General features: G+C 64.7%; 9 protein-coding genes. 1 reads left to right on the top strand and 8 read right to left on the bottom strand.

The window, feature by feature from the left end; all coding sequences use genetic code 11:
- Positions 1-30 precede the first annotated feature (30 nt).
- The gene (locus tag AK81_RS11900) at positions 31-1,008 is read right to left on the bottom strand and encodes a thiamine pyrophosphate-dependent dehydrogenase E1 component subunit alpha (RefSeq protein ID WP_043199434.1); all 978 of its coding nucleotides are present in this window, start codon (positions 1,006-1,008) and stop codon (positions 31-33) included.
- Between the two features lie 22 nt (positions 1,009-1,030).
- On the bottom strand, positions 1,031-2,086 hold the full coding sequence (locus AK81_RS11895; protein ID WP_043199303.1) for an ATP-NAD kinase family protein: 1,056 nt from the start codon (positions 2,084-2,086) through the stop codon (positions 1,031-1,033).
- Positions 2,087-2,369: 283 nt separating this feature from the next.
- Between AK81_RS11895 and AK81_RS11890 the strand changes: the two genes are divergently transcribed.
- Positions 2,370-4,223 (top strand): sigma-54-dependent Fis family transcriptional regulator, encoded by a 1,854-nt coding sequence (locus AK81_RS11890; RefSeq protein WP_043199302.1) that lies wholly within the window; start codon positions 2,370-2,372, stop codon positions 4,221-4,223.
- Positions 4,224-4,417: 194 nt separating this feature from the next.
- On the opposite strand, the gene accC is transcribed toward AK81_RS11890, so the two are convergent.
- The 6 genes from accC to AK81_RS11860 all read right to left on the bottom strand — a co-directional run bounded on the left by accC (position 4,418) and on the right by AK81_RS11860 (position 12,593).
- Complete coding sequence (accC, locus tag AK81_RS11885) at positions 4,418-5,773, bottom strand: acetyl-CoA carboxylase biotin carboxylase subunit (RefSeq protein ID WP_043199300.1); 1,356 nt, start codon at positions 5,771-5,773, stop codon at positions 4,418-4,420.
- Between the two features lie 17 nt (positions 5,774-5,790).
- Positions 5,791-6,246 carry an acetyl-CoA carboxylase biotin carboxyl carrier protein gene (gene accB, locus AK81_RS11880; protein WP_043199297.1) on the bottom strand — a complete coding sequence of 152 codons (456 nt, stop codon included), beginning with the start codon at positions 6,244-6,246 and terminating at the stop codon, positions 5,791-5,793.
- A gap of 99 nt (positions 6,247-6,345) precedes the next feature.
- A complete protein-coding gene (gene aroQ / locus AK81_RS11875) occupies positions 6,346-6,801 on the bottom strand; it encodes a type II 3-dehydroquinate dehydratase (protein ID WP_003255330.1) in 456 nt (151 codons plus the stop codon).
- Positions 6,802-6,980: 179 nt separating this feature from the next.
- A complete protein-coding gene (locus tag AK81_RS11870) occupies positions 6,981-8,753 on the bottom strand; it encodes a protein-disulfide reductase DsbD (RefSeq protein WP_043199295.1) in 1,773 nt (590 codons plus the stop codon).
- A gap of 232 nt (positions 8,754-8,985) precedes the next feature.
- Positions 8,986-10,731, bottom strand: a complete 1,746-nt coding sequence (locus AK81_RS11865) for a methyl-accepting chemotaxis protein (protein ID WP_430298128.1) — start codon at positions 10,729-10,731, stop codon at positions 8,986-8,988.
- 506 nt (positions 10,732-11,237) lie between these two features.
- Positions 11,238-12,593, bottom strand: coding sequence for a diguanylate cyclase (locus tag AK81_RS11860; RefSeq protein WP_043199293.1), 1,356 nt, complete (start codon positions 12,591-12,593; stop codon positions 11,238-11,240).
- Between the last annotated feature and the right edge of the window lie 241 nt (positions 12,594-12,834).

The raw sequence follows: 12,834 nt of genomic DNA, 5'->3' as shown, positions 1-12,834 counted from the left end.
GGTTCTCCTGTTGTTCTTGTAATCCGCGGCTCAGGGGTAGCTGACGTAGACGTCGGTGAGCAGGTCGGCGGGCTGTGGCTTGGGATCGGACTTGGCGCGGCGTACGGCGTCTTCGATCACGTCCTCGATGCGGGCGTCGATGGCGTCCAGTTGCTCGGCAGTGAGCAGGCCGGCGCGGGTGGTCTTGTTGCGGAACTGCATCAGGCAGTCGCGGGATTCGCGCAGGTTCTTCACTTCATCGGGGGCGCGGTAGGTTTGCGCATCGCCTTCGAAGTGGCCGTAGTAGCGGCTGAGCTTGACCTCGATCAGCGACGGCCCTTGGCCGGTACGGGCACGCTCGATGGCGGCCCCGGCGGCCTCGTACACGGCAAAGAAGTCGAAGCCGTCGATGGTGACGCCAGGCATGCCGAAGCCGGCAGCGCGGTCGGCAATGTGGTCGCAGGCGACGGACCAGTTGGAGGCGGTGGCCTCGGCGTAACCGTTGTTCTCGGCCACGAAGATGCACGGCAGGTTCATGATCGACGCCATGTTCATGGCTTCGAACACGGCGCCTTCGTTGGAGGCGCCATCGCCGAAGAAGGCCACCGACACGTCATCACGGCCCTTGAGCTTGGCCGCCAACGCCGCCCCGGCCACCAGCGGCGCACCGGCGCCGACGATGCCGTTGGCACCGAGCATGCCTTTTTCCAGGTCGGCAATGTGCATCGAGCCGCCCTTGCCGCCGCACACCCCGGTTTTCTTGCCATAGATCTCGGCCATCATGCCGTACACATCCACGCCCTTGGCGATGCAATGACCATGGCCGCGGTGGGTCGAGGCGATGCAGTCGCTGTCGCGCAGGTGGGCCATGACCCCGGCGGCGGAGGCTTCTTCGCCGGCATACAGGTGAACGAAGCCGGGGATCTCGCCAGTGGCGAATTCCACGTGCAGGCGTTCTTCGAAGGCGCGGATGGTGCGCATCACTTCATAGGCATGCAGCAGTTGTTCGGTACTGAGTTGATTGGACATCTTGTTGTTCTCCAGGGTTGTCTCAACGCGGGTTTGCAGGGTGCAGCCGGTGGCCGCGCGGCACGGCCAGCAGGTGATGGCGGGCGGCATGCGCCAGTACGGCCTCGACGTCCACGCTCAGCGGGCCTTGGTGGTCGAGGGTGATGGTGGGCGTGTCGTGCTCGGCGAATTCGATTTCGCGCTCGCCGTCCAGGGCCAGGGTGCCGCTGGCCAGGCTCAGGCGGTGGGCGACGCCGGGCGTCAGCGGGCCGCTGGCGGTGATGCCACAGCCTTGCAACAGGCCGGGCGCCAGCGGTGCGAGCAGCGCCTGTTCGGCAGCGGGGTTCAGGCGTACCCAGGCGCCGTGTGGGTCCTGGCGCGACACCGGGCACCACAGCCCGCACAGGGCTGACAGGCCAATGGCATGGGGCTCGGCGAAGCAGGCAAAGACTTCGCTTACGTCTTCGCTGCGGCTGAGCGCACGGGCACCGATGAAGCGCTGGGGCGATACCGCCACTTCCACCAGGGCCCATTCGGCAAGCTGTTGCTCGGGTACTTTCACCAGCAAGCGCTTGTTGCGGCGCAGGCCGATGCTGGCAGGTACCCGGCCGCTGGCGAGCAGGCCGCCGGCCAGGCCCGCACTGGTGGCTTCGCGCAATTCGGGGAAGGCATTGTTGGTGCCGGTGGACAGCGTCAGCAGTGGTACGTCACCGGCCTCGGCAGCGACTGCCTTGTGGGTGCCGTCGCCACCGAGCACGGCGATCATCGCCACGCCACGCTCGACCATGCGCCGGGTAGCCAGGCGGGTATCGGCAACGGTCTGGGTCAGCGGCAGGTCGAGTATTTCGATGGCGGGCCAGTGCTGGTCACGGGCGCCGGGGCCCTGGCTGGCCTTGAGCACGGCGGCGGCTATGCCGGTCATGTCGCTGGGCAGCAGCACCTGGCCGATGCCAGTGGCACCGAAGGCCGCCAGCAGGCGCTGGATCGCCGAGGCCTTGTCGGTGCTCGAATAGAGCCCGGCATTGGCGGTCAGGCGGCGCAGGTCGCGGCCGGAGGCAGGGTTGGCAATGATCCCGACGGTGGGGGCGGGTAGCGGCATGGCGCACCTCGTATTTTTGTTTGCAAGGGGAGGAGCAAGTGCGGTGCCAGCTTTTCATGGCGAGGCTCAAGTGGCCGCGCCAGAGCGGTTTGGCTGTGCTCTGGCATGTGCCCTTGGCGGCTCTGGCGAGACGCCGGGTGCCAGCGCGGGGCCAGGGTTGGCGAGACGCTGAGACGCAGCGTCTCAGGCCGGCCAGTAATCACACAGTGCTTGTCGGGGCATGCGTGGAAGCGCTTAATGGCCGGACAACGATAAAAACAGCAACGAGAACCGGAGGGCCTGAATGCTTGCCGCGAACTCCCGAGCCCATGTCGACTGCGTCAGCCGGGTGCTGAAGAATGCCGACCGCCTGCCCCAGGCACCGGTGCCACCGCTGATCCTCGATTCATGGCGCCGTTCCATGGAGCTGTACCGTCTCGACCCCGGGTCCCAGCAGGGGCCGCGCATCCTGTCCCAAAGCCTGCTCAACGAATGCCGCGAACGCGCCGAGCTGTTCCTGCGCATCGCCAGCGATGCCGTGGCACGCCTGCACGAACGGGTGCGCGGCGCCGACTACTGCGTGCTGCTGACCGACGCCCAGGGGCGCACCATCGATTACCGGGTCGAGTCCGCCATCCGCAATGACTGCCGCAAGGCCGGGCTGTACCTGGGTACCTGCTGGTCGGAGGGCGAGGAGGGCACCTGCGGTGTGGCGGCGGTGCTGACCAGCAAGGCCCCGGTCACGGTGCACAAGCGCGACCACTTCCGCGCAGCCTTCATCGGCCTGACCTGCACCGCGGCGCCGGTGTTCGACCCGCAGGGCGAGTTGCTGGGGGTGGTGGATGTCTCGGCGTTGCAGTCACCGGACGACCGCCGCAGCCAGCACCTGATCCGCCAGTTGGTCGAGCAGACTGCCCGTGAAATCGAAAACGCCTTCTTCATGCACAGTGCCCAGGGCCACTGGGTGATGCGCGCCCATGGCACACCGGGTTATGTGGAAAGCCAGCCTGACTACCTGCTGGCCTGGGATGCTGATGGCCGCTTGCAGGCCATCAACAGCCTCGCGCGGCAACGGCTGGTGCAGCACCTCGGGCGCTTGCCCGAGCACATTGGCGAACTGTTCGACATGGGCCAGCTGCGGCGCGTCAACACGTCGTCCGCCCAGCGCCTGCCGGGCCTGGGTGGGCTGTATGGCCGGGTCAGCGCCCCGCAGCAACGCCTGCGTGCGCAGCCCGTGCAGCAGGCGCAGGACGCCCGCATCGAGCAGCATTTGCGCCTGGCCACCCGGGTCAAGGACTGCAACCTGGCGGTGCTGGTACAGGGCGAAACCGGGGCCGGCAAAGAAGTGTTCGCCCGCCAGCTGCACCAGCAGAGCCAGCGCCGCAGCGGCCCATTCGTCACGCTGAACTGCGCCGCCATCCCGGAAAACCTGATCGAGAGCGAACTGTTTGGGTATGTGGCAGGGGCCTTCACCGGGGCTTCCAGCAAAGGCATGCAGGGCCTGTTGCAGCAGGCCGATGGCGGCACCCTGTTCCTTGACGAAATCGGCGACATGCCGCTGAACCTGCAAACCCGCCTGCTGCGCGTGCTGGCCGAAGGCGAAGTGGCGCCGCTGGGTGCGGCACGACGCGAGCGGGTGGATATTCAGGTGATCTGCGCCACCCACCGCGACCTGGCAACGATGGTGAAGGATGGGCGTTTCCGTGAGGACCTGTATTTCCGCCTGGCCAATGCCCGGTTCGAGCTGCCGCCGCTGCGTGAGCGCGAGGACCGGCTGGGGCTGATTCACCAGCTGTTGGCCGAGGAGGCGCAAGCGTGTGCGGTCGAGGTGGTGTTGGCGGATGCTGCGTTGCAGTCGCTGCTGCTTTACCGCTGGCCGGGGAACCTGCGCCAACTGCGGCAGGTGTTGCGTTATGCCTGTGCGGTGAGTGAAGGCGGGCAGGTGCAGTTGCAGGACTTGCCGCAAGAGGTGCGCGGTGATGCGGTTGTTTCTGCTGAAAGCGGTGTGTCTTGCCCGGCCCGGCAGTTATTGCTGGATGCGCTGATCCGCCATCGCTGGAAACCGGCCGATGCGGCGCGGGCGTTGGGGATATCGCGGGCGACGCTGTATCGACGCGTGCATGAACACCGCATCGAGATGCCGAGGATGAAGGGGTAGGGCCATTGGGGCTGCTTTGCAGCCCTTTCGCGACGCAAGGCCGCTCCCACAGGTACAGCGCTGCCCTCGAAGTCTTGCGCAACCTTGTGGGAGCGGCCTTGTGTCGCGAAAGGGCCGCAAAGCGGCCCCAAGTTCAGGCAGGCAATAAAAAACCCCGGCACTGGGCCGGGGTTCTGGTACATCACACTACTCGATCAGTCCTGGTTGGCCAGTTTGTGCTCGAGGTAGTGAATGTTGACGCCGCCTTTGCAGAAACCTTCATCACGCACCAGGTCGCGGTGCAGCGGGATGTTGGTCTTGATGCCGTCGACGACGATCTCGTCCAGGGCATTGCGCATGCGCGCCATGGCTTCGTCGCGGTCCTTGCCGTAGGTGATCAGCTTGCCGATCAGCGAGTCGTAGTTCGGCGGAACCGAATAACCGCTGTACAGGTGCGAATCGACGCGAACGCCATTGCCACCCGGGGCGTGGAAGTGCTTGACCTTGCCTGGGCTCGGGATGAACTTGCGCGGGTCTTCGGCGTTGATCCGGCATTCCAGCGAGTGGCCACGGATCACCACGTCTTCCTGGCGGAACGACAGCTTGTTGCCAGCGGCGATGCTCAGCATCTCCTTGACGATGTCGATACCGGTAACCATCTCCGACACCGGGTGCTCAACCTGCACACGGGTGTTCATCTCGATGAAGTAGAAACGGCCGTTTTCGTACAGGAACTCGAAAGTACCCGCACCGCGGTAGCCAATTTCGACGCACGCATCGACGCAACGCTTGAACACTTCCTGACGGGCCTTCTCGTCGATGCCCGGGGCTGGTGCTTCTTCCAGTACCTTCTGGTGACGGCGCTGCAGCGAGCAGTCACGGTCGCCCAGGTGGATGGCGTTGCCCTGGCCGTCGGACAGTACCTGCACTTCCACGTGACGTGGGTTGGTCAGGAACTTCTCCAGGTAGACCATCGGGTTGCCGAAGGCAGCACCGGCTTCGGTACGGGTGAGCTTGGCCGAGGAAATCAGGTCCTCTTCCTTGTGCACCACACGCATGCCGCGACCACCACCGCCACCGGCGGCCTTGATGATCACCGGGTATCCGACGTCACGTGCAATCGCCAGGGCGACTTCTTCGTCTTCCGGCAGCGGGCCGTCAGAGCCCGGGACGGTCGGTACGCCCGACTTGATCATCGCGTGCTTGGCCGAAACCTTGTCGCCCATCAGGCGAATGGTATCGGCTTTCGGGCCGATGAAGGCAAAGCCGGACTTTTCCACCTGCTCGGCGAAGTCAGCGTTTTCTGCCAGGAACCCGTAACCCGGGTGAATGGCGGTAGCGCCTGTCACTTCGGCCGCAGCGATGATCGCCGGGATGTGCAGGTAGGAATCTTTGGACGAAGCAGGACCAATGCAGACCGACTCGTCTGCCAGGCCCAGGTGCATCAGTTCGCGGTCGGCCGTGGAGTGCACGGCGACGGTCTTGATGCCCAGCTCTTTGCAGGCACGCAGGATCCGCAGGGCAATTTCCCCGCGGTTGGCGATCAGGACTTTTTCCAGCTTCCCAGACATCGTTGGCTCTCCGCGAATCAAACGACGGTGAACAGCGGCTGGTCGAACTCAACCGGCTGGCCGTCTTCTACCAGAATGGCGTCGATGACACCGCCAACATCGGCTTCGATGTGGTTCATCATCTTCATGGCTTCGACGATGCACAGGGTGTCGCCTTTCTTCACGGACTGGCCAACTTCAGCGAAGTTCGGCGAGGTCGGCGAAGGCTTGCGGTAGAAAGTACCGACCATTGGCGAACGGATCACGGTGCCTTTCAGAGCTGGGGCAGCAGCTTCGGCAGCCGGGGCAGCAGCGGCAACCGGTGCAGCAACAGGTGCGGCAGCCATCGGCGCAGGTGCGTAGAACTGTTGGGCAGCTGGGGTCTTGCTGTGACGGCTGATACGGACCGACTCTTCGCCTTCCTTGATCTCCAGTTCGTCGATGCCAGACTCTTCCAGCAGCTCGATCAGTTTCTTGACTTTACGGATATCCATTAATCATCAACTCCCAAAGGTTCGGTCAGGGGGCGAAATACAAAAAAACGTATCGATACGTTTCTATCGAACCCCGGCCCACTTAGGCCAGGGTTTTCATCATTTGGGCTGTGCGTTGGCAGCCAGTTGTTCCAGCGCGGACTCCAGGGCCAGGCGATAACCGCTGGCGCCCAGGCCGCAGATCACCCCTACGGCAACATCGGAAAAGTAGGAGTGGTGACGGAACGGTTCGCGTTTGTGCACGTTGGACAGGTGCACTTCGATGAATGGGATGCTCACCGCAAGCAATGCGTCACGTAATGCGACGCTTGTGTGGGTGAAAGCAGCCGGATTGATCAGGATGAAGTCCACACCCTCGTTGCGTGCCGCGTGAATGCGGTCGATCAGTTCGTATTCGGCGTTGCTCTGAAGGTACTGCAGATGGTGGCCCGCGGCGCGGGCACGTTGCTCCAGGTCCTGGTTGATCTGGGCCAGGGTCACGGCGCCGTAATGGCCTGGCTCGCGAGTACCGAGCAGGTTGAGGTTTGGGCCGTGGAGCACCAGTAGCGTTGCCATCTGCGGATTCCTTGGATTTGTAGGGCAATTCGACACAGCGCGGCGAGTGTGCCGTAAAGCGACGGCAAGTGTCCAGTTCCCGGCAATAGCCAGCACGATGTCCGAGATTCGCGCGAAGTATGTGACCAGATAATTAAATCTGGTCACCTATTACAGGATTTTTCCTGGCACGCGGGAAGTTATAGACCGACTTTGCCGCGAACGCGTGTCAGAATTTGCGCAAAATCACCGGCGTTTATCTCGCCAATCACCCGATCAGCGGTAATTTCGCCGCCGTTCGCGGCAAAGAACAGCAGGGCGGGTGGGCCGAACAGCTGGTACCGGTCGAGCAGCTTGCGTTGCTCGGCATTGCTCTCGGTGATGTCGAAACGCAGCAGCTTGAAGCCGGCCAGCTGCGTTTGCACCTGCGGCGCGTTGAGCACTTCATGCTCGATCACCTTGCAACTGATGCACCAGTCGGCGTACCAGTCCAGCAGCACTGGCTGGCCGGCCGCCTTGGCCTGGGCCAGTGCGGCGTCCAGTGCGGTGGGGGTGGTGATGGTCTGCCAGGCATCCGCCTGTGCCGCCTGGCTGCCGCCGGTGGCCGCCAGTGTTGCAACGGGCAGCGGGCGAAGCGGGTCGCCTTGGCCGCTCAGGGCGCCGTACCAGCAGGCCAGGGCGTACACCAGCAAGGCCAGGCCGAGCAGTTGGGCCAGGCGCTGGCGTGCGGTCTTGACCACGAACTCCAGGGCGCCGAGGAACAGGGCAACGCCAGCGGCGAGGAAACCCACCAGCAGCAAGGTCACCGGGCCCGGCAGCACGCGGCTGAGCAAGCCGATGGCCAGACCCAGCAGCAGTACGCCGATGGCGTTTTTCACCGTGTTCATCCACGGGCCGCTTTTCGGCAGCCAGGCCGCGCCACCGGTGGCCACCAGCAGCAACGGCGCGCCCATGCCCAGGCCCAGGGCAAACAGCTTGAGTGCGCCGCCCAGGGCATCGCCGCTGGCGCTGATATACAGCAGCGCGCCGGCCAGAGGTGCCGATACACACGGCGAAACCAGCAGGCTGGACAGCACGCCCAGCACGGCAGCGCCCAGCAATGACCCGCCTTTGGTACGGTTGGCGACCTTGTCCAGGCGGTTGCTCAGAGCCTGCGGCAGCTTCAGTTCGAACAGGCCGAACATGGCCAGGGCGAACAGCACGAAAAACAGCGCGAACGGCACCAGTACCCAGGCCGATTGCAGGCGTGCCTGCAGGTTCAGGCCAGCGCCGAACAGGCCCATCAGCGCGCCGAGTGCCGCGAAACTGGCCGCCATCGGCAGCACATAGGCCAACGACAGCGACAGCCCGCGCAGGCCACCCACCTGGCCGCGCAGCACTACGCCAGACAGGATCGGCAGCATCGGCAGTACGCACGGGGTAAAGGTCAGGCCGACCCCCGCGAGGAAGAACAACAGCAGCGATTTCCAGTTCCAGCCGTGTTCGGCGGTTGCGGGGGCGGGGGCGCCGCCTTCGCCGTCGATACTCAGGCGTGCGGTTTCCGGTGGGTAGCATAGGCCTTTGTCGGCACAGCCCTGGTAGCCCACCAGCAGGGTGAAGGCGCGCGGGTCGGTGCGCGGCAGTTCGATGTCGAGCACGCCGTGGTAAACCTCGACGTCGCCAAAGAATTCATCGTGCTTGGCCTCGCCCTTGGGGATGTTCGGCGTGCCCAGGGCAATGTCGGCCGGCTCGGTGCGGAACTGGAAGCGGTGGCGGTAGAGGTAGTAGCCCTCGGTGGCGACGAAGCGCAGCTTGAGGGTTTGCGCATCGGCCTGGACCAGGCTGAGCTTGAAAGCTTCGTGTACCGGCAGGAAGTCGGCGTTGTTGGCCAGCGAAGCGGCGCCGAGGGTGGCGCTGGGGCGGTTGTCGAGCAGGCCCGTGGCGAAGGCAGGGCTGGCCAGCAGCAGGAACAGCAGGAAAAACAGGCGGCGCATGGCGGACTCGCGAGGTGGAACGTGCCGGGCATGATAGCGGAGTTGGTACGGGTTGGGGCCATGCAGGCGGCGGGGGCGACACATGGCCGCTGGATCATGTGTCGCCTGTGCCGGCCCTTTCGCGATCACTGTGGGAGCGGGCAAGCCCGCGAAGCAGGCGGCGCGATGGATGGCACCGGCTGCGCCGGTGTTCGCGGGCATGCCCGCTCCCACAGGTATCACGCATCCTTCCTTAAACCCTGAACGCCCGCACCGCCCGGTTCAGCTCACCACCCAGCCCCAGCAACTGCTCGCCTTGCTCGCGCCCCTCACCAATGCGCTGCAAATTGTCTTCACCCAGCTCATGAATCCGCTCGCTGTGGTCACGAATCTCACTCACCGCGCCACTCTGCTGCGCCGTGACATCGGCAATGCGCACCGCTGTGTCGGAAATGGTGCGGATGGCACAGACAATCTCGTCCAGCGCGCCATCCGCCGCCTGGGCCTGGTTGGCCGTGGCCTCGGCATGCTCAAGCTGCGCACGCATCCCCGCCACCGAACTTTTCGCTGCTTGCTGCAAGCGGTCGATCAGTGCCTGAATCTCGCCGGTAGCCCCCGTGGTGCGCTGCGCCAGCGAACGCACTTCATCGGCCACCACGGCAAAGCCACGGCCCATTTCACCGGCACGGGCGGCTTCGATCGCGGCATTCAGCGCCAGCAGGTTGGTCTGCTCGGCAATCGAGCGGATCACCGTCAGCACCCCGCCGATGGTCGCCGACTCTTCGGCCAGTTGCTCGATCATGCGGGCGTTGCCTTGCACTTCATCGACCAGCTCGCGCAAGCCCGACAGGCTCTGGCCAATCACCGCCTGGCCCTGTTCCACTGCACGCCCGGCATCGCGGCTGGCATCGGCAGCGGCGCTGGCATCGCCCGCCACTTGCTGGATGGTCGCTTCCAGCTCGCCCAGGGCATCGCGGATCTGCCCGGTATCGCCGGCCTGACGCTCGGCGCCGTCGTGCAGGGCGGCGCTCATGCCGGCCAGGGCGTGGCTGCTGCCAGCCACCTGCTCGGCGTTGTGGCGGATGGTGCCCACCAGCTCCACCAGGTACTGGCGCAGGCGGTTGAGCGACTCCTGAATGTCATGCAGTTCGCGGTTGGTCTTGCCCAGAGAGATGGCCTGGGCAAAGTCGCCCTCGGCCCAACGCGACAAGGCTGGGGCCAGGCCGGTGAGGGTGCGGGTGAGCCGCCGCTGCAAGATGTCTATCAGCAGGGCGATCAGCAAGATCAAGCCAATCATCAGGCCCTGGATGATGCGCACCTCGGCGGCGATCTTCGCATGCTCGCCCCGTACTTCGGGTTCCAGCGCGGCGATGGCTTGCTGCACCGCCTCCAGGCGCTGATGGGTGCTGGCGGCGAGGGCGACGCGGCGTTCGATCTGTTCGCGGGTGCGTTGCAATTCGGCCGGGTAGCGGGTGAGCAGGCTTTGCAGTTCACGCTTCAGGCCCACCGCAATGTCTTCCTGCTGGGCGCTGGCCTGGGTTTCCAGGCCCATCATGGCGGCGAAGTCATCGGCACTGGATTCGGCTGCGCGGGTCACGCCCAGCAACGGCAAGCTGTCGATGGCTTGCGCCTGGGTGCGGATCAGTTGCAGTTCACGCTCCACTTCGTCGGCCAGTTCCGGGCGGCCGCTGCTGACCAGTTTGTCCCTTGCCAGCGACAGGCGGCCGAGGTGCACGGTGGCGTCGAGCAACGGCAACAGGTAGCGGTTGGCATCGGCGCTGCCGCTGTCGCGGGCGTAGCCGGCCAGTTGTTCGAAGTTGGCACCCAGTTCCCGCTCGGCCTGCAGCAGCAGGGCTTGCGGATCGCCGGCCAGCTTACCGGCGGCCAGCAGCTCGTTGGCAGTGAAGGCCTGCAGGTTGTCGAGGCTGGGGCGCAGTTTGCCGGCCAGTTCAGTGGGCCACTCGCTCAGGGTGGCCTGTAGCTGCTGGTTGGCCTCCATGGCGGCGGCATGGCGCAGGGCATCGCCGCTGCCCAGGTAGGCCTGGATATTACCTGCTGCCTGGTTCTGGAACTGCTGGGACAGGCCCAGGTAGCGCTCCATCATCTGGTAGGGGCGCTCCAGGGCACGCTGCGACCACCACAGGGTGGCGCCCAGGGCGAGACACACCGTTACCAGCAACAGGGTGTTGAAATTGGTCAGCCACTTCAGGCGCATAGCCGCGAACTTCCTGCGCAGGGGAGAGGTAGGCGCCTGAAGTTATTGCGATTTTGTGACGGGGTGATGACGACAGGGGCTTGGCGCCAGAAAAAAAGTGGCACAGTGCCTCTATTGGTGTGAGCTGCACTGGCCTCTTCGCGGGCTTGCCCGCTCCCACAGGTTTACCTTCAGACTCGAGGTATGTGAAATTCCTGTGCTCCCACAGGTTTACCTCCAGACTGGAGGTATGTGAAATTCCTGTGGGAGCGGGCGAGCCCGCGAAGAGGCCCGCCCAGCCAGTGCAAGCCTCAGGGCTCTACGCGCACCACGCAGTTACGCCCCGCATGCTTGGCCCGGTACAGTGCCTCGTCCGCCGCACTGGCCATGGTCAGTGCATCCAGCACCTCATCCAGCTGCACCACCCCGGCACTGAACGTGCACTGCAAATCCCGCGGCTGCGCCGGGTAAAGAATCTCTGCAAAGCGCCGGCGAATCTCGTCCAGCACCTTGTGCGCCGCCTCCAGCGCGGTATTGGGCATGACGATGGCGAACTCTTCACCCCCATACCGGCCAATGAAGTCGGTCTTGCGCAAGCGTTGCTTGAGGAACAGCGCAAGGCTCTTGATCACCCGGTCGCCCATGGGGTGGCCGTGGCGGTCGTTGATTTTCTTGAAGTGGTCAATGTCGAGCATGGCAAAGCTCAACGGCTGCTGCTCGCGGCGGGCGCGGAAGCTGCAGTCCTCCAGCAGTTGCAGGATGTGGGTGTGGTTGTACAACCCGGTCAGGCTGTCGCGCACCATGCGCGCCTTCAGGTGCCGGGCGCGGGCGGCGCGGTTGCGCACGGTGGTGATCAGGTGGCGTGAGCGAAACGGCTTGGTCAAGAAGTCATCGCCGCCTTCGCTCATGGCATCCAGCTGCTTGTCCAGGTCGTCCTCGGCAGACAGGTAGATGATCGGCACGCTCACATAGCGGTCGCTGTGGCGGATCACCTTGGCCAGTTCCGGGCCGGTGCAGGCAGGCATGTACAGGTCGAGGATGATCAGGTCGGGCTGGAAGTCGGCAAGCTCGGCCATGGTGCGGATCGGGTCGGTCAGGCTGCGGGTGACCATGCCGGCGCTGGTCAGCACGCGCTCGGTGTGCAGCGCCTGGGTACGTGAGTCGTCGATGATCAGCACCCGAAGCGGGTCGTGCGGGCTGGCGTTGGTCAGCAGTTCGACCTTTTCCAGCAGGCTGGAAGCCTCCAGGCTGCCGGTGAGGAAGTCCTGGCCACCGGCGCGCACGGCGGCAAGGCGGGTCGGGGTGTCGGCTTCGTGGTGGCTGAAGAACAGCAGCGGAATAGTTTGCGTCAGCCCCTGCTGCACCTGGGCGGCCAGCAGCAGGCCTTGGCCGGCACCGGTGAAGTCGACATCCATGATGATGGCCGAAGGCGGGTATTCGCTGATCGAGGCGAGAAACGCCGCAGCGCTGGGCAGCGCTTGCACCACCAGGCCAAAGAACTCCAGTTGCTGGGCCAGGCGCTGGGCACGCTCATGGTCCTGCAGCAGGATGTACACCGGCCTGCGCAGGGGCAGCAGCAGCGGGTCGAGCGGGTCGTCCTTGCGCAGGCCGCTACGCGTCACCTGTTGGGCGGGGCACTGCGGGCTCGGCTCGACTGCTTGGCTCATGTCCTGGCTACTTATAGGTTGGGATGTGCAGGGGCAATGATGGCTCTATGCTAGCAGCTCTTTGCAAATACGTGACTGCCCTGCATCAACAAAGCGGCCAGAACGAATATTCAGTTACTGACTGATTGGTCGCTTATGCGTACGGTGGTGTCTGCTTTATAGTGCTGCCACGCGGGCTTGCCGTGGCACCCTGGCGCAGGCCTGTGGTCAAAGCCCCTAACCGTCGTGACTGATTAAGGAC

It is taken from the genome of Pseudomonas putida W15Oct28 (genome assembly GCF_000708715.2).
GTDB lineage: Bacteria > Pseudomonadota > Gammaproteobacteria > Pseudomonadales > Pseudomonadaceae > Aquipseudomonas > Aquipseudomonas putida_R.
Note: the sequence above shows the minus strand (reverse complement) of the source record. Positions and strands in the feature narration are given on the sequence as shown.

Coding starts and splice junctions, on each gene's coding strand:
- AK81_RS11890 (WP_043199302.1), top strand. CDS start 2,370: ATGCTTGCCGCGAACTCCCGAGCCCATGTCGACTGCGTCAGCCGGGTG.
- AK81_RS11860 (WP_043199293.1), bottom strand. CDS start 12,593: ATGAGCCAAGCAGTCGAGCCGAGCCCGCAGTGCCCCGCCCAACAGGTG.
- AK81_RS11900 (WP_043199434.1), bottom strand. CDS start 1,008: ATGTCCAATCAACTCAGTACCGAACAACTGCTGCATGCCTATGAAGTG.
- accB (WP_043199297.1), bottom strand. CDS start 6,246: ATGGATATCCGTAAAGTCAAGAAACTGATCGAGCTGCTGGAAGAGTCT.
- aroQ (WP_003255330.1), bottom strand. CDS start 6,801: ATGGCAACGCTACTGGTGCTCCACGGCCCAAACCTCAACCTGCTCGGT.
- AK81_RS11865 (WP_430298128.1), bottom strand. CDS start 10,731: ATGGAGGCCAACCAGCAGCTACAGGCCACCCTGAGCGAGTGGCCCACT.
- accC (WP_043199300.1), bottom strand. CDS start 5,773: ATGTCTGGGAAGCTGGAAAAAGTCCTGATCGCCAACCGCGGGGAAATT.
- AK81_RS11895 (WP_043199303.1), bottom strand. CDS start 2,086: ATGCCGCTACCCGCCCCCACCGTCGGGATCATTGCCAACCCTGCCTCC.
- AK81_RS11870 (WP_043199295.1), bottom strand. CDS start 8,753: ATGCGCCGCCTGTTTTTCCTGCTGTTCCTGCTGCTGGCCAGCCCTGCC.